This window comes from Microcoleus sp. PH2017_08_TRC_O_A (assembly GCF_020738665.1).
Taxonomy (GTDB): Bacteria; Cyanobacteriota; Cyanobacteriia; order Cyanobacteriales; family Microcoleaceae; genus Microcoleus.
In genome coordinates this window covers 1-23,120 of sequence record NZ_JAEQCE010000040.1, presented here as the reverse complement: position 1 = coordinate 23,120, position 23,120 = coordinate 1, and the positions used below count along the sequence as shown (strand labels likewise).

Below are 23,120 nucleotides of genomic sequence, written 5' to 3'. Positions count from 1 at the left end.
TGCCATAGTAAGCCGTCAAATTTATGGAAGATTGGTCTAAAGATTTTTTTGAAGTCATGGAAAATGCTGTTTCTGAAGTAGAGCATTTTTTCACCGACATCGGCGAAGAGTTTGTCGAAATGCTGGACGTTTTGGCAAAAATTTCGGAAGAGTTTACAGAACAAGTACAAAATAACCTGATTGTTGAAGTTGATGGTTATTTAAATGAATTTGATGGTTATTTAAATGAATTTCTCGAACCAATAATCGAAATTTGCCGGGACTTTGAGCCTGATTTTGATGAGATAGATTCGTCGTTTGTGACTTATGTAGACCCTTCGCCAACGCAGCATCCGGTTTGTCGCGGTTGTATGAACTATCACGGTCAAGTTTACGGCGGAAATTTGTTGGTTTGTGCGATGCACCCTACTGGTGTGGAATCGGATAGTTGTCCTGATTGGGAAACTGACGGCGATGTTAATTTTTAAGAGTTTTTGAGGGTTTAATCGCTTATGCTAACGTCAATTCAGTCTCCGTCCAAGATTTCTCTGGAAGAGTTTTTGGTGCTTCCAGAAACGAAGCCGGCTAGCGAGTATGTTGATGGTCAAATTTATCAAAAAGCTATGCCACAAGGAAAACACAGCACACTGCAAACCCGTTTTGGGAATAGAATTAATCAGGTGGGAGAACCGCAAAAGTTAGCTTTTGCTTTTCCTGAACTGCGCTGCACTTTTGATGGACGTTCTATTGTTCCAGATATAGCAGTATTCGAGTGGTCTCGGATTCCTCTGAATGCTAATGGAAAAATTGAAAATATCTTTCAAATTGCACCGGATTGGATAATTGAGATTTTATCGCCGGATCAAAGTTCCAGTCGCGTAATTAACAAAATTTTGTTTTGTCTCAAAAATCAGACTAAACTGGGGTGGCTGATTGACCCGGAAGAACAATTAGTAATTGTTTTTCAACCGCAGCAGGAACCTGAAATTAAAGAGAATGAAGATGTTTTACCTGTACTCCATGTGCTGTCGGATTTGCAACTGTCCGCGGCAAATTTGTTCGATCTGTTAAGTTTTAATTAGAAATGAGTTACAGTTGAATCAGGATAAAGTTGCATCTAACGGCATTTAAAGGTGAATCACTTAACAGCCAATAATTCGGAATTTGGGTTCCCGAGGATGCCGCCATCGCTGCAATTGCGACAGTATCAGCAACAGGCGGTGGATAATTGGTTTGCAAATCAGGGACGCGGTACGCTGAAGATGGCGACGGGTAGCGGCAAGACGATTACTGCACTGGCGATCGCCACTGAATTATACAATAAAATTAACCTTCAAGTCCTGCTCGTAATTTGCCCGTACTGCCATCTGGTGAATCAGTGGGCGCGCGAATCGGAGAAATTTGGTTTAAAACCTATTTTAGCTTTTGATAGCGCCCGCAGTTGGCAAAAAAAGCTGGCTGCTGGTTTGTATGAAGTGCGATCCTCTTCGAGGGCTTCGCTAACGGGCGATCGCGCATTTCTCACAATTATCACAACTAACGCTACATTAATGTTGGATAGTTTGCGATCGCAAATCCGGTATTTCCCCGAAAAAGCCCTAATTATTGGAGACGAAGTACACAACCTAGGCGCGCCTCGTTTAGGAGAAAGTTTACCGCGCAACATTGGGCTCCGCCTCGCCCTTTCTGCCACCCCAGAAAGACACTTCGACGAACAGGGAACTGAAGCTATCTTAGATTATTTCGGCCCTGTTTTGCAGCCCGAACTCACCTTAGCCGACGCCATCCGCCAAAAAGCATTAGTACATTATTTATACTATCCGATTTTAGTCGAATTGACCGAATCCGAAACCCGCAAATATTCCTACTTAACTAAAAAAATTGGTTGGGCGCTGTCGGGCGAGGAAAAAATAGAACCAAATGATGCTTTAACAACCTTATTAATGCAGCGGGCTAGGTTGATTGGGGCGGCGGCTAATAAATTAACAGCGTTGCGAGAACTAATGATGCACCGTCTCGACACATCGCATACATTATTTTACTGCGGCGACGGTGCGATCGAAGCAGGTGCGCGCCGCAGCAATCACCGCCAACTCACAGAAACCACAAAATTATTGGGTTCAGAATTAGGCTATCGAGTTAACACTTATACCGCGGCGACTCCCTTAGCAGAAAGAGAAAGATTGCGCCAACAATTTGAGAGTGGAGAATTGCAAGGTTTAGTCGCGATTCGCTGTTTAGATGAAGGCGTTGATATTCCAGCAATTCGCCATGCTGTAATTTTAGCAAGTAGCAGCAATCCGCGCCAGTTTGTTCAGCGCCGAGGACGAATCTTGCGGCCGCATCCGGGGAAAGAAAGGGCAACTTTATTTGATATGATAGTTTTGCCTCCAGATTTGGGTCGAGAAAGTTTAGAAGTCGAGCGTAACTTGCTGCGAAAAGAGTTAAAGCGCTTCCTGGAATTTGCCGATTTAGCTGACAATGCTGGGGAAGCTAGGGTCAAATTGGTGCAAATTCAAAAACGTTACGGATTGTTGGATATTTGACATTTATTCAGGTTCGGTTTATCTTAAAAAGATATAATTATTCGATCGCGGTTTGAGTTGCTAATTTGATTCGCGGACGCACCCAGACTCCAGAGACCCGGTTTCTTCGTAGATTTTCCGTGAGGGGAGAGCAAAACTCGTAGAAACCGGGTTTCTCGCCATGCAGAACCCCTATATTTTTTAATATTTGCAATAAAATAAGTAAATCCACCTAATTCAACGTCAAATACAGATAACTCAAAAGCAAACTCTATAAGCATTCTTCCTTCTTCCTTCTTCCTTCTTCCTTCTTCCTTCTTCTCTTCCTTCTTCCTTCTTCCTTCTTCCTTCTTCCTTCTTCCTTCTTCCTTCTTCCTTCTTCCTTCTTCCTTCTTCCTTCTTCCTTCTTCTTCCTTCTTCTTCCTTCTTCTTCCTTCTTCCTTCTTCCTTCTTCTTATGACTGAAAATATGAATGAAAATCTGGTTATGGCTTTTAGATATGGAGATAGTGCGATCGCACCCGTACCGATCGCCATTTTAGCAGAAAAGCGTTCCAGCTATCATACTGACAAAGACTTGAGCGACGTACAGCAACCAATTACCAGCGCACCGCCGGAAGTCAGACAAATTATCGAGCGCGTATTGGAACTGGAAAAAGATAAACTATATATGAGAGTTCCCCGCTATATTAGCGATGACATTTTGAAAATAATTAAGGAAGCGGTTCTATGAAATTAATGTCAATTGTTCTGTGCAATTTTCGGCAATTTTACGGCCAAACTCCCGAAATTAAGCTAGCTTGGGGCGAACAAAACATCACAGTAATTCATGGCAATAACGGCGCCGGAAAAACAGCTTTAATGAACGGCTTTACTTGGGTGCTGTATGAAAAATTCAGCGCAGCTTTTGCGGTGGGAGAACAATTAGTCAATAAACGCGCCCTTGCGGAAGCCAAATCTGGCAAAAAAGTAGATTGTTGGGTAGAGATTATTTTTGAACATGACACAAGTCGCTATAAAGTAAGACGTGCTTGCCGCGTTTATAAAGGTGAAAATAATGTAGAACATGGCAAGAACGAATTATTCTTGCAAATATCAAAAGATGACGGGCGCTGGATGCCGTCGGCGCAGCATCCAGACGATATTATCGGGCGGATTTTGCCGGAAAGTCTGCATCAATATTTCTTTTTTGATGGAGAACGAATCGAGCAAATTGTCCGTCACGACAAGAAAGAAGAAATTGCTGAAGCTACAAAGGAATTGCTGGGAGTAGAGGTATTGAGTCGATCTATCCGACATTTGGGAGAAGCCAAAAAGTCTCTAGAAAATGATTTAAAAACGATTGGCGGTTCCGAAATCAAGAAACTTTTAAAAGAAAAGCAAAAGCTTCAAGAAGAAAAAGATAAACTTTTACAAAAGCAAGTAGAAGTTGAGAAAGAATTGACCAACCAAGGTGAATTAAAAAAAGTAGTAAATGCTAGTTTGCTGGAACTCAGTGGTTCTGCTGAGTTGCAAAAATTGCGGAATGAATTAGAAATGCAGCAAACTTTGCTTAAACAACAAAATGCTACCCATTTAGATGCTATAAAAAGAGAAATTTCTGTGCGCGGTTATACGATATTTATGTCGGATGTGGCGGCTGAATTTGAAACGCTCATCGCTGATTTGCGGGAAAAAGGCGAGTTGCTTTCGGGGATTCAACGGCCATTTTTGGAACAGTTATTAGTACAGCAGCGGTGTATCTGCGGTGCCCAATTGGTGGAGGGTTCAGAAGCTTGCAAAAATGTCACGGGTTGGATGAATAAAGCCGGTGCTGGGGATGTGGAAGAAACTACGATCCGAATTAGCGATCGCATAAATGAGATCGATCGCCAAATAGCTGATTTTTGGGACGAAATCGATCGCCAACAAAGCAACATCAGTCGCGGTAGATCCGAACTTTCTCGCGTGGAAAGCCAGTTAGACGACATTCATACCAAGCTAAAAAACTTCCCTAACGGCGATGTCAGTCGCTTGCAAAAGCGTTTGGATGAGATTGAGGCAAAAATTGGCGATTTGCACCGAGAAACAGGCTCTAACCAGCAGCAGATTGAGAGTTTGACTGCCCAGATAGTCGCTTTGGACAAGCAAATCGACAAGCAGCAACTGAATGAGGAAAAGCAAGTGTTGGCCCAGCGCCGGATTGCTGCGTCTCAGGATGCGATCGATCGCCTGACAGAAGTGCGATCGCGTTTAGAAAAACAGTTTTGTTCTCATTTAGAAAAGCGAGTGCAAGATATTTTTAGTCAAATTTCTTTTACTCCTTACATCCCCAAATTGAGCGATAAATACGAACTAACCCTAGTAGAAAATACCTCAGGCAAAGAATCTCTAGTCGCCGCTTCGACGGGAGAAAATCAAATCCTCAGTTTGTCATTTATCGGTGGGATTATTGAGGGCGTGCGCGAGTGGAGTCAAAAAAATACTTTGATGGGCCCGGATAGCAGTACCTTTCCCATTGTCATGGATTCTCCCTTTGGCAGTTTAGACGAGATTTATCGCAAACAAATTGCGAATAAACTGCCAAAGCTAGCGAATCAACTCATAGTTTTGGTAACGAAAACTCAGTGGCGCGGAGAAGTAGCCCAAGAGATGGAAAGTGCGATCGGTAAGGAATACGTACTGGAGTACAATTCTCCTAAAGCTGATTGCCAAGAAGATTCAATCTACCTAGGCGGGATGCGCTATGCTTTAGTTAAGCGCAGTCCCGATGAATTTGAATATACAAAAATTGTAGAGGTGGATTATGGCTTTTAGTTCGGCAATTACGCAGGTTTTGGAAACAGATATTTGGGTGAAAGCGACATGGGAAGAGTTTCTAGCCTTCACTGAGGATTCAGCTTGGGAAAAAGGCAAGTTTTATTACGATCGAGAACAAATGAGGGTAGAAATGTCACCAGTAGGGCCATTGCACGCGCGTCATAATTCAATTATCCCGTATGTAGTTATTCTGTTTGCTGCATTGAGAAATATCCGAGTAGTTCAATTTGCTAATGCCAGTTTCCGCAAAACAGGTATTCGTGAGTTTCAACCCGATCTAGCTTACTACATCGGTTCGGATTTGAGGGTTCCTCCTAATGACAGTAATTCACCTGTTAATTTGAATGAATACGATCCGCCTAATTTGGTAATAGAAATTGGCGCATCTTCTTTTAGTGATGATTTGGGTAACAAGCGGTTGCTTTATGAAGACGCAGGAATTAGCGAATATTGGGTTGAACGTGCAAACACGCGGGAGGTTTTTGCCTTTGCAATTAATGGCGGAGGTAGTGGCAGAATTCAACAGTCGCGGGTTTTACCTGGGCTAGAAATCGCGTTAGTTGAGGAAGCTTTGAATCAAAGTCAAACTCAAGATGATGGAGAAATTAATCGCTGGTTGATTCAAAATTTTAGTCAAGGTTGAAGGAAGTTTGATATGGAAAAAAAGTATTATAAGTTGGTGCGCGATCGCATTCCTGACATTATTCGCGAAAGCGGGAATGAATGCGAAACTGCTGTTTTGTCAGATGAAGAATATCGTCAAGCTTTGCGGCAGAAATTGATTGAGGAAGCTGCGGAAGTGGCGGCGGCTGACGGGGAGAATTTGATAAGGGAATTGGCTGATTTGTATGAGGTGATAGATGCGCTGATGGCGAGTTATGGTATTTCGGGCGATCGCATTTTAAACGCACAAGCCAAGCGCCGGGAAAACAGGGGCGGTTTTGCACAAAAAATTATGCTGTTACGAACATTCTAAACAGTTGACAGTTGACAGTTGACAGTTGACAGTTGACAGTTGACAATTGATAGTTGACAGTTACCAATTCCAATTACCAAATGGCTGCTAACAGAATTAGAATTGCTAAAGACAAAGCCGAATTAGTTAAATCCTTAACTTTATCCGACAACAAAACCGGGCCTTTCCAGACTTACGCCGATGTCATCGCCTTCGCCGCCTCCTTGGGAAATAAGCGGAAAAAACGATCGCCCTTAGGGGAAATTTCCAAACGCGAACCCGGTTCAATCGATGTTGATATTTTTGTATCCAGGGGCTACGATATGGCAATCAAGCTAATTGCGATCGCCGAAACCAAAAATCCGCAAATTCTCTCCCATCTCGACGAAAAATCAGAAGCAGAACGCTTGCAAATTTTTGAAGAATATGCTAATGGTGGCCTGGAAATTTTGCGAGAAGAATTTCGGGGTGCAGCCGATTATACCGATCGCCTTTTATTGTTCTTAATTTCTGAAAGGGACAATAAACATCGGTCAAATGAAGAATTTGATTTAAGCAAGTTCTTATTCTGAATTAACTATAAATTATGATTCATAGATACTTCAAACAAGCTGTAAGTTTTTTCGCTTACACCTACTCAGCCTTCATTATCTGTTATTTCATTCTCAGACTAATCTTTTGGGATCGGCTGTGGATTGTTGCTTTTATTGGCACTTTCACTCCCTTAATTTTATTGCCAATTTTATTTTTACCCGTACTAGCATTTTCAATTATCAAAAACCGCTGGTTCTCTATTATTTCATCAATTGCCTGCATTCTACTCCTAAGCTGGCTGCACCTCAAATACTTTTCCCCCGAATCAACAACAAGCATCGCCAATTCCCAGCCCAGCCTGAAAATATTATCGCATAACGTCGGTTGGCACGCAACTCAGCCACAAACTTTAGTTAAACTGATAAACCAACAACAACCGAACTTAATATTTTTACAAGAAACCGTTCGCAAACATAGCGCAGCTTTCACTTCGTTAAAAACAGAATATCCCTATCAAATAGACACTCCACCTGTAGCAATTCTCAGTAAATATCCAATTGTATCCAGCGAAATCTTGCACTTAGCCAACCATCCAGAAACGCAGCAGCGGGCAATAATTAAATTTGCAGGGGAAGAGATAGTCATTTACAATATGCAAGCAACCGGGCCGTGGGTTAAAATGTATCAAATATTGCCATCTATCAAAATCCCAGTTTACAAATACAAACAACGTTTTCCCGAAATTCAAGATTTAGTAGAGCGAATTGGGCAAGAAACTTTGCCAGTAATTGTCGCCGGCGATTTTAACATGACAGACGAATCTCAAGACTATGACAGCGTGCAGAAAGTTTTGCAAGATGCTTTCCTCAAATCAGGGTTTGGGTTTGGTTTTACCTGGCCTCACGGTTTCTTTGCGAAAAGAATTAACTTGAACTTAACTTATCCGGTTTGCCGCATTGATTATATTTGGCATTCAAAGCATTGGGGCGCTCAATCGAGTTCCGTTTTACCAGCAACGGAGTCCGATCATTTACCTGTAGCAGCAGAATTAATTTTGTTAAAGTAAGCAAGATTGTGACAAATGTTTTATACTATTAAAATCGAGAGGCACACCCAATGCAAATTACCCTCACCATCCCGATCGCCTAGAACAGCAGCTTCTTGAGAAAGCTAGCCAACTCAACTTACCGATCGAAACTCTGATTTTGCAATCCCTAGGTCAACTGTTTGAAGAAGATGAAGAGGATCTATCTAAAGAAGATATCCTCAACAGCCTCCTGATTGCGATCGCAGGAAGTAGAAGAGGGCAAAGTTCATCCGATCGCAGAACTTTAGGATGGTATTGATGTCTGAACTATCATTATTCAGGTTCTATTGTCAGATCAATTGAGCAACTAGCACATACTTTTAAAAGTATCAATTTAACAAGATTTTACTTTTGAAGCTAATCAATACCAGTCTGCAATCGCGAGTCCCGAAATTCTAGAAAATTCCTTGACATTGTGGGTAACGAGAGTCCCTTGAAGGGCTACGGCTGTCCCTGCAATCAAAACATCGATGGGGCCGATGGGAGTACCTTGTTGCTCCAACTGGGCGCGAATTATAGCAGCCGCAAGAGCAGCATCGCGATCGAAAGCAATAACGCTAACTCGGCTCAAAAGTTGCTGAAGTTGTTGAGTGCGTTTGGCTGGGGAATTGGATTTAGCAATGCCGACTTGCAACTCAAAAATAACGATCGCAGAAATGACTATTTCCTGAGGAGAAACATTAGCAATGTTTTGAGCAACTTGTCCCTGACCTTTGAAATAGTAGATCAAGGTGTTTGTATCCAAAACGTACATTTACAAACTCTCCCGCAAAATGTCTTGTCCAGATTCAGCACGAATATCCTCGATGGATGGAAAATCTTTTCCCCAAGTTCCAGCCAGGGAAAAAACAAATTCAGCCCAAGGAATCGGAGAGTCTACGGTGTCTGTTTGTTGATTCGCGCTCAAATGCTTAGCACAGACAAATTCAGCGAAAGTGAGGATTTCACTAGCTTGGTCTTTGGGAAGGATTTTGGCGATCGCATAAATCTGTTCAGCGATGGTCATAATCTGGTTCTAGGTAAGGTGCAGATTCAATTATACAAAATCTATTTGCTTCCTGCTTTATCAGTATTCCCTGCTGTGGACTTTTTGGCCAATAAAAATTAGGTAAGTACCTGCGGCAATCCCACCTCTTTTGGATGCACAAACCTGCTATTAAAACTAACAGCTTTATCCTCAAAAGTCCTCGCTTGGGCCACCGCTTGCCGCAAATGAGCCCGATCCATATCGTCCTCAATTCCCGCAACCAAATATACAATTAACTTCGTGGCTAAATCCCTTCCAGAAACTAGCATTCGCTTTTTATTCGGATCGTACAAAATCCCGTACCACGCAGACTCAGGATTCTCCATATAGCTAAATCCTTCATCCACATCATACCTGCGGAGTTTGTCGAAAACAGATGTTAGCGACAATTTCTTTCTAAATACTAGAATTCCCAAAGCATTAGCTAAGGCAATTTGACCGACTGGACGAAACAAAATATTGCCCTCGCCACCAGGCTTCTCAAAACTAAATCGGCGCAATTCTGCTGTTTCTTCGCTGCTTTCAATTCTTTGATAGCTGGGCAAAGTTGCTAAATGATCGAACAATTTATGAAACTCTTCTATTCCCTCTTTCAGTTCCTCATCTTCCGGACGCATGGGAATTAAACCTTTTCTTTCCGGCTTCCAATGGGGGAATTTATGTTCTAAATACCGCCCGGCCATATCTTGCAGCGCTTGCAATGTTGTTAACACTGTTGATTTTGCTGCGACTGTGGCGCTGTCCCAATTAACGCGGGGATTTCTATCATCTTGCTCTTTTAATAAGGGATGGGTGACGGCAATTTTGCGGGCGCAGATGGCAAATCCATTATCTTCGTTCAATAATGCTAGCTGTCCCTGACTCAGAGTTACCGCCATCAGGTTAACGTGCACAAAGATCGATCGCACGCGCCGTTGTGCTTGTTGCCGCGTTTCCCCCGCCACCGCCGCCGGGATAAACTCAATCCCGATTTTTTCGTGCGCTAATTTATACACTGTTTCGGGGTCAATTTGATACTCTTGGGCTAAATCTTCGAGAGTAATTGCATCGCCCACAGGTTTTTTATTTTTGTTGTATCTTTGCAGAATTCCGGTTTTAATTAAACTCATTAAACCTTGAACTCCCATCAGCCGATGCTGTCCGTCTAAGGCAAAAATTGAGACTTTTGGAGATACATCCAACAGCCCTAAATTACCGTTTTTATCAAAGGATATGAATTCAGCGGCGGATTTAGTCGCGACGCCGTTTTCATCCCATTCTTGGGCGTGAGGATTGTCTACCCACGGGGGACAGACTACGACTAAAACTGCGGGGAATTTGTGGGATTTTCGGGCTGCTAAATATTGAGTGAGGGCTGCTTGGCGCGACCAATCTAAGGGGCGCTGAATAATTTCGTCAATGGTTTCGTCGTCGCGGACGATGTTGTTGGTTTGGAGGTCGAATTTTTGCCGGAAAAGCGGCATTTGCGAGGCGAAACGGACGCGGGAGTCTAACCATTCTAGGGTGACTGAACCGATGTAGGCTTCGCTGCTTCCCATCTGGGTTTTTTGTACGAAAATGCGATCGTCTTTTCCTAAATAATTGTCTAATAACAGTGCGATTTCCTGTCTTTCGCGATTTTCTTTTTCCAAAAATTGTTTAGCGAGGTCAGCCGCTGGATTGGTAGTCATAGGGAGTTTTTATATAATTTACGCTGTGTTTCCAAAAATATCATAGGTTAAAATTTATGTCAACTCTTGTTTTTTAAAAAGCATTGTGAAATACTGGAGTTGTTAAGTTATGAGATTCAAGCCGCATATCATAATTTGTGCAAAATGTCAAGACTTTATCTAAGTCGCAGATGAAGAATTGCGATCGCCCAGGGTTGAGATTTATCTCCGGCTTCACAAAAAAATATGTCTACTCCTTCCTTTGAATACATTTTGCCGGCGATCCGGGGAATTCAAGCGGGCCGCGAATATTACGTATCGATGTGTCCGGTGCGTTTTTTGCCGAAATTGTTCCCCTTTGAATCAGAAGATTTGCCACCGGAATTGCGGGCTATTCGCACTCTGAATAAAACTCGGATTCCTGAAATTGCTGACTATTTGGTCAAGAATTATACAAGTTATACTTGTGGGGCAATTGCCGCTTCTATTGATGCGGATATTACTTTTGAAGCTGTCGGAAATGAAGCGGAAGAACGCAAAATCGGTCGCTTGCGAGTGCCGATGGATGCTAAGTTTACTATTAATGACGGACAGCATCGGCGCGCCGCTTTTGAGATGGCTTTGAGGGAAAATCCGCAGTTGGGATATGAGACTGTGGCGCTGATTTTGTATCTTGATATTGGCTTGGAAAATTCGCAGCAAAAGTTTGCCGATTTGAACAATTTTCAAGTTCCTTTGGAGTCGTCGCTAAGTCTACTTTACAACCACCGGGGCGATTCGGCTGTGGTGCTGAAGGCGGTTGTTAAGCAGGTTGAGGTGTTCCGCTGTTTGACGGAGATGGAGAGGGGGAGTTTGAATGGGCGATCGCCCAAATTGTTTGCGCTAAGTGCGATCGATCGTGCTACGATAGCTTTGCTGTCCAACATCCATCGCAGCAAGCAGGCGAAACCCCCTCGTTACCGCGCCACAAAACAGGAAAAACAGGAAGAACTTACTCAGCAAATACAACAGGCGGTTAGTTACTGGAATGCAGTCAGCAGTTTTATTCCAGATTGGTAATTAGTGCTGCACAAGCAAGTTGCAGCCGGAGAAATTCGCCGGGATTCCGTACACTGTCACAGTGTTGTGCTAGAGAGTTTAGGGGAAGTTGGGGCTGTTTTGCGATCGGTTTTTCCCAATAATTGGGAGGAACATTTGAGCCTTTTGCAGCAGGTTGATTGGTCGATTTCTAATCCTGATTGGGAGGGAGGAATTTTGGTAAAAGGGGGGATTTCTAAGTCGAGGGCGAGTGTTAATTGGATGACTAATTATTTAAAGGTGAAGCTGGGCTTGTAAACCGCAGATTCAGGAAGATAATATTTGTTAAAGCCATCCTAGCTCGGCTTTTGCTGCCTCGACTGCCATTTTTACAGCACTAGCACTTGCTGTTATTTTATAGGATGCTCTTGGATTACTAGAGCTGGAGTTAGATAAAACAACATTTCCCTCCCAAATATGGCTTGGTCTAGACCAATCCAGTTGTGCCAATTCCGATACTTTTTCATGAGCAAAATCTTGGCTGCTATCTGTGTCATAGGTACAGTATAGCAACCTACCTAAAACTTCTAGCCCTACACTTCTACCTAAAATGCAATATTCCTTAAACTGATTAACATCTTCAACACTCAAATCTTCAACGCTGGTTTCAAAAATATGTTTAGTCTGACTACATTCTGAAAAAAAATTGTTAAGACATATAGCCAAAATATTTGATGATTCGGCAACGTCATAATCTTTGAGTTCATCAATTGGGCCGTCAGTAAACGCGCAACTCACCAATTTAGCTATAAAATTAGTTGTGTATATAAGTTTCCTTTTACTGTCGGGATTAGTTTTAATTTTATCGGCTTTTCCATGAAACATTGGCACTTTTTCAAGTAAGCTTTTGGTGATACCAACCCGACCTTCAAACTCACCGAATGACAAAAGCAATGATTTATCCAGTTGTTTGGTCTGCGCCATATCTCGGAAATCCGCCTGACACTGGTTAAAATCTTTTTCTAAAACCAGCGTAATAGGGAAATCATTATCACCTATTAACTCGCCGTCACCACTTTCAATTAACTCGTGAATAGCGCGCTTGCGATGCTGTCCATCAGTAATATCTAACTTAACACCACGATGAATAACTACTAGACAAATCCCTCGACCTAGTTCTATAATGTCAATCTTTTCAGGATCGATATTTGCTGTCAGTGTACCCAAAATCCAGGGTTGATCGTTTCTAGCGCGCTTAAGAATATATTGTTTTACTTCCTCAGCATGACCCTTTATCTCTGGGCGATTTTTGCCCGAATCAGGATCGTTGCCAGTTGATGGTCTTGCCTGGAGGAGAGTAGGCAAGTCATCAGCCGGGATATTGATTTGCACCATCTTCCGCTTCCCCTGCTGAAAAGTTAGCCCAGGATAGCACTTCTGACGGTGGTACTTGGCAAAGTAAGGCTCTAGAACTTCGTCAAGTTTCTGGATCGAATCTGTCTCTGGGTAGTTGTTTTCTGGCATAATGCGGGTAAAAAATTATTTAATTATTATAACTTTTTGACTGTACGTGAACCAGGGATGCTATTGTGCAAAAGGGCAAATAACAAGATACACATGGATCAGTATGCTAGCAAGCAGATTGTATCATAAAAATCCAAAATTAGCAAGATAGGAGTTTTATAACGTGATAGAAGTTCAACAGATGTTATTATTTGAACCGCGAACTGTTCCGGAGTTACTCGAAGAGATAAAAGAGCTAACTAAAGAAATTCAAGAATTATACTGCTTAGACGCTATACCTTGGTTAATCGGTTGGAGTGGCGGGAAAGATAGCACCGCAGTATTGCAGCTTATCTGGAACGCGATAGCAGCACTTCCGATCGAAAAACGCACAAAAAATATCCATGTAATCACAACTGATACTTTCGCTGAAAATCCGATTATTTCGGCTTGGGTACGTAAATCTTTAGCTAAACTCAAGATACTTGCTCAAGAGCAAAAAATGCCTGTTTCCCCGCATCTCCTTCATCCAGAGGTGAAAGAAACATTCTGGGTATGCTTAATTGGTAAAGGCTATCCAGCGCCTCGCAATGGATTTCGGTGGTGTACAGATAGGATGAAAATTCAGCCAGTAAATCAATTTATCCGAGACTTAGTTCGAGTACATGGTGAAACTATTGTTGTTTTGGGTACTCGCAAGGCTGAAAGCAGCAAACGTGCAGCAACAATGAAAAAGTATGAAGCTGGTAGATTGCGCGAGCGTCTCAGTCCTAATGCTCGCTTACCTAACTCTTTAATTTATACCCCTATTGAGGATTGGCGTGATGATGAAGTTTGGCTGTACCTAATGCAGTGGGACAATCCTTGGGGAAATAACAATAAAGATTTATTTGCCATGTATCGAGGTGCAACAGCAGACAATGAGTGTCCTTTAGTTGTTGATACTTCTACTCCTAGCTGTGGCGATTCTCGCTTTGGGTGCTGGGTGTGTACAATGGTTGACAAAGATAAATCTATGGAGGCAATGATTCAAAATGATGAGGAAAAAGAATGGATGCAGCCTCTTCTCGATATTCGCAACGAATTAGACATTAAAGACGATCGCCCAAAAAGAGACTTTCGCCGCATCTACGGTAGAGTAGAATTGTTTGAACGCAACATGGGCGACGACACAACCTCCGTCGAACCCATCCCAGGCCCATACACCAAATTCTGGCGAGAACACTGGCTGAGACGAGTCCTGGAAGCACAAACCCACATCCGCAAAACCGCACCCCTAGAAATGCGCGACATCACCTTAATTACCCCGGAAGAACTTAGCGAAATCCGCCGCATTTGGCTGGAACAAAAGCACGAATTTGACGACAGTTTACCCCGCATTTATCAAGAAGTCACGGGCGAACCTTTTGCAGATTCCCGCCCAGCCGCCGAAAGGAAACTCCTAGGTAGCGACGAATGGACTGCGATCGCAGAAATTTGCAGCGAGGACGAAATGCACCTCGAATTGATGGCAAAACTCCTCGACACAGAACGCCAATACTACACAAAACCCCGCCGTACAGGCATTTACGCAGATTTGGACAAGTGTTTTGAAACCAGTTCGCGATCGAAGGAGGAAGCGATTGGTAACGCCCACTATCAACGCAACTTAAAAACTGCGGTGGAATCTGTTATAGCAAATCCGACTGAAAACATTCAGCAGGTCAAAAGTGCGATCGCCCAAACCAACATTTCTGCACAATCCGATACCGTCGATATTGCCAAACTCAAACAAGAACTTGAAAGCAGCAGCAATCAAGCGAAGCAGCTATCTTGGGCAGATATCAAATTTTCAACTCCCGATGTAGGAGATAAAAATAGCAAAGATTAAATCTGTCTAATCAAAACTTCCTCTGCGTAGGATGCGTCAGCTAGCATTATTCTGTATCTAATTGATAGCCCAATGGCTGACGCACCTTCTAAACAAATCAGCAACCACCGACAACATCTACAATGCAATTCCTCGAACTCGTCCTCAAAAACTTCGGGCCCTATGCAGGCACCCAAACCATCAATCTCCGCCCCGAAAAAGACGGAAATCCCTGCCCGGTTATCCTATTTGGTGGCATGAACGGCGGCGGAAAAACCACCCTCATGGACGCCATTCGCCTCGCCCTCTACGGCGGTCGCGCCCAATGTTCCACCCGAGGCAATTTAAGCTACAGCGACTTTATTAATCAATGCGTCAACCGCCACACTCCCCCACTAGAAGAAACCCGCGTAGAACTAACATTTGAACAAGTCCAAGATGACCAATTAACTCAATTTAAAATTGTTAGATACTGGAAAAAACCAGATATCAAAGACACCTTAAGCATTCTCATATACAGCGAAATAGTCAAGGATTGGTGGTCGGACAAAGCCATTACCAACACTTGGGACGAATATATCGAAACCCTTTTACCAGTCGGCATATCCAACCTGTTTCTGTTTGACGGCGAACAAGTCAAAGAACTCGCCGAACTCGAAACTCCGCCCGAGTTTGTCGTCGGGGCGATTAAATCTTTGTTGGGTTTAGAATTAGCAGAACGCCTCGCTGTCGATTTAGAAATATTAGCAGGCCGCAAGCGCAAAGAAATTGCTGGCAAAAAAGACTTGGCAGCTTTAGAAAAAATTGAAGCAACTTTTCAGGAAATTAGTAACAAAAAACAATTTGCAACTGAAGAACAAGCCAGCCTGAAAAATAAATTAGAAAAAGCTCAAACAAATCAGCAAAAAGCATCAGACAAATTTATTTATCAAGGCGGAAAAATTGCAGGCGATCGCAGTCAACTAGACAGACAGCTAAACGACTACAGAAATCAAGCAGACAAAACCCGTCTAGCCATGATGGAATTGGCATCAAATATGCTACCGCTAGCGCTTATTTCACCCTTGCTAACCGCTGCAAAAACCCAAGCAGAAACCGAAGCCAGCCAGCAGCAAGCAAAGATTGCCCAAAATGTTATCAAACAAAGAAGCGATCGCCTTCTCAACTATATCGCCGAAATCTCCTTAAATCCCCAACAGCTAGATAAAATTCAAGACTTCATCCGCGAAGAAGATCGAGAACTCGAACAGCAAGCGGCAACCGACGCCCCGCCCTGGATGAACGCCGACAACAGCAACATCCAGCAATTAGAAAACCTCCTCGGCTACCAAATCAAAGCCGAAGAAACTCTCGTGGCCCAACAAATAGCAGAAATCACCCACATCGAAACAGAAATTGACTTCACCGACAGACAACTCGCCGCCGCAGCTTCCCCCGAAGCCTACGAGAAATTAGAAGAAGAAGTCAGAAATGCTCAAAAAGCAGTTGTAATCGCAGCCGCAGCCTTGGAATCCGCAAACAGTCGCATCGCAGAATTAGATAAAGAATTAGCCAAGACCCAGAAACAACTAGAAAGCTACAGTAGCGAATATATTACCATCAGAAACAGCCAACACGTCATCGCTTCGATCGCGAAAGCGCAAAATACCCTCAAACTCTTTAAAGAAAAACTCACCCTCAAAAAACTCAACAAACTCGAAATAGAGATTACCGACTGTTTTCGCTACCTGTTGCACAAAAGCGACCTGGTGCACAGAGTTGCGATCGACACTGACACATTTAGCCTGTCAATTTACGATCCAGAAGGCAAACCGGTACCCAAACACCGACTTTCGGCTGGTGAAAAACAACTGCTGGCGATCGCCTTTTTGTGGGGATTGGCCAGAGTATCCGGGAGACAGTTACCAGTTGCGATCGACACTCCCCTGGGCCGCCTCGACTCATCCCACAGAAACAACCTAGTCGAAAGGTATTTTCCCTCAGCCAGCCACCAAGTCATCCTGCTTTCTACCGACACGGAGATTAGCCAAACAGAATATGATAAGTTGCAAGAATTAGAGGCGATCGCCCACAGCTACCTCCTCAACTATGATTCGACCAAACGGCAAACTACCGTCGAAACTGGTTATTTCTGGGCATAAAAAACCGCGCCAAAATTTTTAGCAACCCCCTTGACTTTTCCGGGGAGTTGCGGTAGTATATATAGGATAATGGGATGGTTGCAAAAATTTTATTTTTGCAACCATCCCATTATGTTAGGATTCATCCTACTAAAAATATAATACCAAAAACCGCTGTATTTATCAAGCCCGCGCCCTGTAAAAATTTGTTAATTTTAGTTTTTTAACTCGGTCAAAAAACGTAAATTTAGAGGCTGAGCTTCCCAAATATTAACACTCTTTACCAGATATCAAACAATTCTCAACTCATGGAACCACCAGTCGATCGCATCTGCCTCTCTCAAACAGCCAAAGACCAACTATCTAAACTCAAACGATCGACTAAAATCGATCGGTGGAACGTCCTGTGCCGGTGGGGATTTTGCCGATCGCTCGCCGAACCCAGCATCCCATCGCCGGTACCGATTCCCAGCGACAGCAATGTCGAACTAAGCTGGGATGTCTTTGGCGGCGACATGGCGGACATCCTGATAATTGCTCTCAAGCAGCGGTGTCATCAAGACAATTTGGGCACGGAAAAGGAAACTCTCGCGAAACAGTTTCGCCTGCACTTGCATCGAGGTATTGGCTATTTAGCTGGCGATCCGAATATTAAGAAGATTGAAGATTTGGTGGCGATCGCGCTTTCTCCTGAGAAATTGAGAAATTAAACGAACCGCGAAGGCGCAAAGAACGCGAAGGAAGAAAGAGAAGGGAAGAGTTTACAATTTATTTGGGAGTGCTATCAGTGCCAATGTTTGGCTGTCGCGGCGGAGGATTTTATGGCAAATTACAAATTTGACCTGATAGAATAAGGGTTGGAAGGAAGTAGATGTTTGAAAGTAGTAGTTGAGGAGTTCCATGGGGCTATTGTTAAATTCGATGATTTCACAATAGGGAATTCCGGGCGATCGCAGTTACAGCAAACTGTCACTTCCTGCGCTGACTCGCTTGCCCTCAACGCCCAAAACCCCCAAACCCTCACCAAATCAAACATTCTTGCGATCGCCCTCCTTGTATTCCCAAGCTTAAAAGCAGACAATTTAACAACTGTACCACTAATAAAAACGGTTCGATCGTTCGGACTTTAGTCCGCATAAAGAAGGACTAAAGTCCGAACGATCGAACCTATTTGATTGCGATCTTTCGGGAGCATCTCAGTTTTGCATTTATAGTGCGAGCACGCAAGAGCTCGCGTATGCTACAAATCGCGATCGGGGACGCTCGCACTATAATAAAAAAAATGCTTTTTGCAAAATTGAGATGCTCCCGATCTTTCTTTTGGGCGATGAGATGACTAATGACTAAGGACTTTTGAGACCAAAAGCGGGAAAAAATGCCCTACTGGGCCTTGACCTTCCCCAATATCTAAAGCATATTTCAGAGCAGTAGTAACATAATTCTTAGCTAATGTCACCGCTGTAAACAAATCTTTATCTAATGCTAGATTAGCAGCGATCGCAGCACTCAACGTGCAACCAGTCCCGTGAGTATTCCCAGTATCAACCGTCTCAGTTTTCAACACATCCAGCCGCGTACCGTCAAACCAAACATCAATTCCCCGCAAATCTCCCGCCATCCCGCCACCTTTGACTAAAACAGCTTTCGCGCCCGATCGATAAATCTCCTGCGCTGCCGATCGCATATCATCTAAAGAAACAATCTCTCTTCCGCTCAAAATCTCAGCCTCAAAGCGATTAGGAGTTACAACAACCGCCAAAGGAATCAAATTATCGCGCAAAAATGCGATCGCCCCGTCGTCAATCAGTCGATCGCCCGATCGGGATACCATCACCGGATCGACAACCAAATTTCCTATATTCCAAGCTTCAACCTGGGAAGCAACTACCGCCATAATTTCCCGGTTTAGCAGCATCCCAGTCTTCGCAGCCTGCACCCCAATATCCCCAACCACCGCCTGGATTTGAGCGGCCACAGCCTCCGCAGACAAAGCATCCACCCGCGTCACACCCAAAGTATTTTGAGCTGTCACGCAAGTCAGAGCACTCGTACCATGCACGCAGTGAAAAGCAAAAGTCCGCAAATCCGCCTGAATCCCGGCCCCGCCACCGCTATCAGATCCAGCCACAGTCAAAGCCACAGGAATCTTAGATTTAATCATCTTTTGTGCAACCGCAGATAAACGCAAACAAACGCAGATAAATTCCATATTATCCGCGTTCATCCGTGTTCATCTGCCATCATCTGCGGTTCAAAATCCCCAACCAAATTAGCTATGATTAAAATCAAGTAAAGAATTATTGCAAATAAATATGAAACTCACCCGCATCGACCTCAACTCCTGGATCTTCCACATCGCAGGCCAAACCATCTTAGTCGATCCCTGGCTGGTCGATCCCCTCGTATTTTACGGTCAACCTTGGCTGTTCACCGCCTACCACAACACGCCCGTCGCCTTTACTCCCAGTACCTTACCGCCGATCGATCTTATCCTAATTTCCCAAGGCTTAGACGACCACTGTCACAGACCAACACTCGAAAAGCTCGATCGCACAATTCCCGCGATCGCCTCACCCACCGCCGCCAAAGTCCTCAGCAGTTTAGGCTACACCAATATCACATCTTTAGCAAATTGGCAAGAGTCTACATTTAAAGAAATATTACAAATAACCGCCGTACCCGGAGCCGAAATCCAGCCCGGACAAGAAGAAAACGGCTATTTACTCAAAGATTTAAACAGCGGCGAAACTCTTTATTACGAACCACACCTGCCGCCCTTAGAAAAAGTCAAACAGAAAATAGACACCGTAGACGTAGCAATCGCCCCCGTCATCGGTCAAATCTTCCCCTTCCTCGGACAAATCATCATCGGCCCTGCTGAGGCCCTGAAACTTGCACAAACCCTGAAACCTCGGTTTTTCCTGCCTACAACCACAGGAGATATCCGAGCCACGGGTATTTTACCAATGTTAGTGAAGTCGATCGGCAGCATCCCCGAATTTCGCGATTTACTCGCCAATTCGGGACTATCCACCCAGCTACTCGAACCCGAACCCGGACAAACCCTAGAAATTTTAGATTTTAGATTTTAGATTTGGGATTTTTTAGATTTTAGATTGATCTAAAATGCCAAATCCCAAATCTCAATAGATTTTAGATTTTTCAGATTGGAGATTTATCCAAAATCCAAAATCTAAAATCCAAAATCCAAAATCTAAAATCATTTGGGTGGGCGACGGTTGCGCAAAAACTCAGGAATATCCAATCCGAAATCCTGCGGTTTCGCTTTCGCATCCTGCGGCTGTTGAGCCGGAGTCACCGGCACAGTTGCAGCCCGCCAAGGAGCATTAACATTTTGCGCGCGCGAAGCCTGAGACGATGAGATCATTTCCCCCGAAAAACCAGTAGCGATCACAGTAATCTTAATTTCGCCCTGAAGCCGCTCATCAATCACCGCTCCAAAAATAATATTGGCATTCGGATCGACAACTTCATAAATCGTCTCAGCCGCCGCATTAACTTCATGCAGCGTCATATCTGTACCGCCAGTGATGTTAAACACTACACCTCTAGCGCCCTCGATCGAGGAAGCTTCCAGCAAAGGCGAAGAAATCGCCTGCATTGCAGCTTCCCTAGCCCGCGACTTGCCAGATCCCACGCCGATACCCATCAAAGCCGAACCCGCATCCGCCATTACAGCGCGCACGTCAGCAAAGTCAACATTCACCAAACCGGGAATTGTAATGATGTCAGAAATACCCTGAACCCCTTGGCGCAGGATATCGTCAGCAACTCGGAAAGCCTCTTGTACGGGCATTTGTTCCGAAATCACAGACAGCAGCTTGTCGTTAGGAATCACGATCAGCGTATCCACCCGGCTTTGCAAAGCCGCAATTCCTTCCTCAGCTTGGCTGGTGCGCCGCCGTCCCTCAAACGTGAAAGGCCGGGTTACGATGCCCACAGTCAAAGCGCCCATTTCTTTAGCCACTTCCGCGACAATCGGAGCCGCGCCCGTGCCCGTACCGCCACCCATGCCGGCCGTGATAAACACCAAATCGGCGTGATTCAAAGCATTAGCAACTTCGTCGCGAGACTCTTCAGCAGCCTTTTGTCCGATCGCCGGATTGCCGCCCGCGCCCAAACCGCGCGTCAACTTTTGTCCGACTTGCAAGCGTTTCGGAGCATTAGAGAGCACCAGAGCTTGGGAATCCGTATTCACGCACCAAAACTCGACACCAGAAACCTCGCTAGCAATCATCCGGTTAACGGCATTGCCGCCACCACCGCCAACGCCAATTACTTTGATTTTGGCGGCACTGCTGGGCATTATGTCTTTGGGATTGACCATAGGATCGATATCAATACTATCTACATTTACATAACCAGACTTGCGTCTAAACGGATTGGCGGAATCTAAGGCCACCGGAAAATTTTTTACTTCTTCCGAAGGGGGACTGTCTTGGTCAGACCCCTGACTATTATTAAGGTTCATGAGAGTCTGGGATAGTAGATTACAGCTTTTTAACTAAACTAAACGCCAATTCACCATCAACTATATGCTAATGTTGCGCGAAAAACTAACACTGGTCGAGGCTCAATGTTAGCAATCTCGGATTTGGCCGCTGTTGCTCGCCCATAGCTTGCATACCCCATCTAGGTGCTTGTGCACAAGGCACTTCTGGGCAAGGCAAAATGAAAAAAATGGATACCAGCCCTTAACGCATCGGATCGAACCCAAAGTTATGAATTTTTTTTCTGATGCGGATCGGTATCAAAAAAGTGTCCTTATTTCCAGTCTTGCGTATTGATGCCCAGATGTAAAAATTCTGATTGTCGATCGACTATACCTTCTCCCGCCTTTCCAAGACACAGGCTCAATTCTGAGCCGGAGTTGGTGCGGGAGTTGAACTCTCCAAACTAGGAGGGGGTTCTGGCAAGTGGACGATCGGGGCAGCAGGATTTTTCAAGTCAATGTAGGCTATTTTGCTTGAATCTAGCTGTTTTGGCAATTGTCGCATTCGGTCTAAAACTTTAAGCTGCTCGATAGTCTTGGAACTGTACGGCCCTAAGTGTACCGTACCGATCTCTGTTTTCAAGATCAAGTTATTTGGGTTTTGCCAATCTATCTCAAACACTTTCACAGTCAAGCCGCTGAGTCCTTGGTAAAACTTCGGCCACGAGGCTCGATACTGTTCCAAAGGCCCGATGACTTTTAAAGTTGGCAAAGAATGCTGGGGCCCGGTTCCCTGAGGGCTGACCGGTGCGATCGAACTATTGTCCGATCGCACAGCAGTATAGCTCTCTGACGGCATCCAGCCTCCGCGAGCATCCAGCCACCCCACCTTGTCCTTGTCGCTAGATTTCAACACCGCAGTCGGCTGTGCCACCGCCACCGGCAGCCTTTCTGACACTTCTATCGTCAAAGAAGGCGGAAACAAGTTGCGAGTCACCTTCGCTTTGGCGATCGGCCCCGTTGACTCCAGCTTTTGGGCCAGGGCCTGCGGTTGAATTCCCCACAGCGACTGCGGGTAAGACAGCGGCACCAAAGAGCGCACCGCCTTGTCCGACAGCCACTGATTGCCCTCCACCTTCACTTGTTCCGATCGAGCAATCAACCAAGCCGGCTGTGCAATCCACCACAGCAAACCCCCGGCGATCGCGCTCGCTGCCAACATTTGCCACATCAGGGCTGCCGATCGAGCGCGACGCTGCCGCCGCAACTCTTCGCGCCTGCGCCCTAACTCTTTTTGAGAAACCACTCCAAAACTAGCCATCTACCTCTTGACAATTTAACTAGACAGACGGGAATTCCCCCACTATACCGTAGTCGGTTAATAGGGGTTGACACTCGAGCGGGCTAAAGCCACGCTCGATTCTGCGGACAAAGCAGGCTTGGGCAATGCCCAAACTCTAACTCTCGCTGGGAGTCGTCAAGCACCGTCTATTCAGTCGGTCAAGGTTTACACCTAACTTACTGACTACTTTGATAGAGTCGAGGGAATAATTACTCATTCCCCCTCTCCTTCAAAACCGTACTTGTGACTTTCACCACATACGGCTCCTCAATGACCTGGCTC

General features: G+C 44.5%; 23 protein-coding genes and 1 pseudogene. 16 read left to right on the top strand and 8 right to left on the bottom strand.

Translation table 11 applies throughout. The features are described from left to right. The first annotated feature begins 23 nt into the window (after positions 1–23). The 3 genes from JGK22_RS15945 (at position 24) to JGK22_RS15935 (ending at position 2,525) form a co-directional block, all read left to right on the top strand. Positions 24–467, top strand: coding sequence for a hypothetical protein (locus JGK22_RS15945; protein WP_293179265.1), 444 nt, complete (start codon positions 24–26; stop codon positions 465–467). 24 nt (positions 468–491) lie between these two features. Continuing rightward, on the top strand, positions 492–1,061 hold the full coding sequence (locus JGK22_RS15940; RefSeq protein WP_293179267.1) for a Uma2 family endonuclease: 570 nt from the start codon (positions 492–494) through the stop codon (positions 1,059–1,061). A gap of 96 nt (positions 1,062–1,157) precedes the next feature. Next, positions 1,158–2,525 (top strand): DNA phosphorothioation system restriction enzyme, encoded by a 1,368-nt coding sequence (locus JGK22_RS15935; RefSeq protein ID WP_293270293.1) that lies wholly within the window; start codon positions 1,158–1,160, stop codon positions 2,523–2,525. Positions 2,526–2,548: 23 nt separating this feature from the next. Here JGK22_RS15935 and JGK22_RS15930 read toward each other — a convergent pair whose 3' ends face one another. Then, the gene (locus tag JGK22_RS15930; RefSeq protein ID WP_293313175.1) at positions 2,549–3,040 is read right to left on the bottom strand and encodes a hypothetical protein; all 492 of its coding nucleotides are present in this window, start codon (positions 3,038–3,040) and stop codon (positions 2,549–2,551) included. Here JGK22_RS15930 and JGK22_RS15925 point away from each other — a divergent pair. The 7 genes from JGK22_RS15925 to JGK22_RS15895 all read left to right on the top strand — a co-directional run bounded on the left by JGK22_RS15925 (position 2,991) and on the right by JGK22_RS15895 (position 8,137). After that, on the top strand, positions 2,991–3,236 hold the full coding sequence (locus JGK22_RS15925) for a hypothetical protein (RefSeq protein WP_293179270.1): 246 nt from the start codon (positions 2,991–2,993) through the stop codon (positions 3,234–3,236). The two genes, JGK22_RS15930 and JGK22_RS15925, sit on opposite strands and share 50 nt — an antisense overlap. Beyond that, positions 3,233–5,299, top strand: coding sequence for an AAA family ATPase (locus JGK22_RS15920; protein WP_293190647.1), 2,067 nt, complete (start codon positions 3,233–3,235; stop codon positions 5,297–5,299). Before JGK22_RS15925 ends, JGK22_RS15920 begins: the two co-directional genes overlap by 4 nt. Beyond that, on the top strand, positions 5,289–5,945 hold the full coding sequence (locus JGK22_RS15915; protein WP_293210154.1) for a Uma2 family endonuclease: 657 nt from the start codon (positions 5,289–5,291) through the stop codon (positions 5,943–5,945). Before JGK22_RS15920 ends, JGK22_RS15915 begins: the two co-directional genes overlap by 11 nt. Positions 5,946–5,957: 12 nt before the next feature. Then, entirely contained in the window at positions 5,958–6,278 is a 321-nt protein-coding gene (locus tag JGK22_RS15910) for a nucleoside triphosphate pyrophosphohydrolase (RefSeq protein WP_293205986.1), read from the top strand. Positions 6,279–6,358: 80 nt separating this feature from the next. After that, positions 6,359–6,829: a DNA phosphorothioation-associated protein 4 gene (locus tag JGK22_RS15905; RefSeq protein WP_293179324.1), complete on the top strand. Its 471-nt coding sequence runs from the start codon at positions 6,359–6,361 to the stop codon at positions 6,827–6,829. Positions 6,830–6,843: 14 nt separating this feature from the next. Continuing rightward, positions 6,844–7,857 (top strand): endonuclease/exonuclease/phosphatase family protein, encoded by a 1,014-nt coding sequence (locus JGK22_RS15900; protein WP_293179282.1) that lies wholly within the window; start codon positions 6,844–6,846, stop codon positions 7,855–7,857. Positions 7,858–7,996: 139 nt separating this feature from the next. After that, on the top strand, positions 7,997–8,137 hold the full coding sequence (locus JGK22_RS15895; RefSeq protein WP_293179285.1) for a hypothetical protein: 141 nt from the start codon (positions 7,997–7,999) through the stop codon (positions 8,135–8,137). 102 nt (positions 8,138–8,239) lie between these two features. On the opposite strand, the gene JGK22_RS15890 is transcribed toward JGK22_RS15895, so the two are convergent. From JGK22_RS15890 to JGK22_RS15880, 3 genes are all read right to left on the bottom strand, one after another. Beyond that, entirely contained in the window at positions 8,240–8,632 is a 393-nt protein-coding gene (locus JGK22_RS15890; protein ID WP_293313173.1) for a type II toxin-antitoxin system VapC family toxin, read from the bottom strand. Beyond that, positions 8,633–8,884 (bottom strand): DUF2281 domain-containing protein, encoded by a 252-nt coding sequence (locus JGK22_RS15885; RefSeq protein WP_293190650.1) that lies wholly within the window; start codon positions 8,882–8,884, stop codon positions 8,633–8,635. It abuts the gene before it with no gap. A 98-nt stretch (positions 8,885–8,982) separates the two neighbouring features. Beyond that, positions 8,983–10,575, bottom strand: coding sequence for a DGQHR domain-containing protein (locus JGK22_RS15880; protein ID WP_293190651.1), 1,593 nt, complete (start codon positions 10,573–10,575; stop codon positions 8,983–8,985). Between the two features lie 225 nt (positions 10,576–10,800). On the opposite strand from JGK22_RS15880, the pseudogene dndB reads away from it, so the two are divergent. Continuing rightward, positions 10,801–11,889: pseudogene (dndB, locus tag JGK22_RS15875) on the top strand (DNA sulfur modification protein DndB). A 27-nt stretch (positions 11,890–11,916) separates the two neighbouring features. Here the strand turns inward: dndB and JGK22_RS15870 are convergent. Further along, positions 11,917–13,095: a DNA sulfur modification protein DndB gene (locus JGK22_RS15870; protein WP_293179297.1), complete on the bottom strand. Its 1,179-nt coding sequence runs from the start codon at positions 13,093–13,095 to the stop codon at positions 11,917–11,919. Positions 13,096–13,276: 181 nt separating this feature from the next. Here JGK22_RS15870 and dndC point away from each other — a divergent pair, with 181 nt between their 5' ends. The 4 genes from dndC (at position 13,277) to JGK22_RS15850 (ending at position 18,173) form a co-directional block, all read left to right on the top strand. Then, positions 13,277–14,944, top strand: coding sequence for a DNA phosphorothioation system sulfurtransferase DndC (gene dndC, locus JGK22_RS15865; RefSeq protein ID WP_293313171.1), 1,668 nt, complete (start codon positions 13,277–13,279; stop codon positions 14,942–14,944). 122 nt (positions 14,945–15,066) lie between these two features. Next, the gene (gene dndD, locus JGK22_RS15860) at positions 15,067–17,064 is read left to right on the top strand and encodes a DNA sulfur modification protein DndD (protein ID WP_293313169.1); all 1,998 of its coding nucleotides are present in this window, start codon (positions 15,067–15,069) and stop codon (positions 17,062–17,064) included. Between the two features lie 287 nt (positions 17,065–17,351). Continuing rightward, complete coding sequence (gene dndE, locus JGK22_RS15855; RefSeq protein ID WP_293313167.1) at positions 17,352–17,753, top strand: DNA sulfur modification protein DndE; 402 nt, start codon at positions 17,352–17,354, stop codon at positions 17,751–17,753. Positions 17,754–17,918: 165 nt separating this feature from the next. After that, a complete protein-coding gene (locus JGK22_RS15850) occupies positions 17,919–18,173 on the top strand; it encodes a hypothetical protein (RefSeq protein ID WP_293313165.1) in 255 nt (84 codons plus the stop codon). Positions 18,174–18,379: 206 nt separating this feature from the next. Here the strand turns inward: JGK22_RS15850 and thiD are convergent, their stop codons facing one another. Continuing rightward, positions 18,380–19,204 (bottom strand): bifunctional hydroxymethylpyrimidine kinase/phosphomethylpyrimidine kinase, encoded by an 825-nt coding sequence (gene thiD / locus JGK22_RS15845; protein ID WP_293313191.1) that lies wholly within the window; start codon positions 19,202–19,204, stop codon positions 18,380–18,382. Positions 19,205–19,355: 151 nt separating this feature from the next. Between thiD and JGK22_RS15840 the strand changes: the two genes are divergently transcribed. Continuing rightward, positions 19,356–20,135 (top strand): MBL fold metallo-hydrolase, encoded by a 780-nt coding sequence (locus JGK22_RS15840; protein ID WP_293313163.1) that lies wholly within the window; start codon positions 19,356–19,358, stop codon positions 20,133–20,135. A 128-nt stretch (positions 20,136–20,263) separates the two neighbouring features. Here the strand turns inward: JGK22_RS15840 and ftsZ are convergent, their stop codons facing one another. Together ftsZ and JGK22_RS15830 are read right to left on the bottom strand one after the other, a co-directional pair. Continuing rightward, positions 20,264–21,535: a cell division protein FtsZ gene (ftsZ, locus tag JGK22_RS15835; RefSeq protein WP_293179312.1), complete on the bottom strand. Its 1,272-nt coding sequence runs from the start codon at positions 21,533–21,535 to the stop codon at positions 20,264–20,266. 382 nt (positions 21,536–21,917) lie between these two features. Continuing rightward, positions 21,918–22,817 (bottom strand): FtsQ-type POTRA domain-containing protein, encoded by a 900-nt coding sequence (locus JGK22_RS15830; protein ID WP_293179315.1) that lies wholly within the window; start codon positions 22,815–22,817, stop codon positions 21,918–21,920. Positions 22,818–23,120 lie beyond the last annotated feature (303 nt).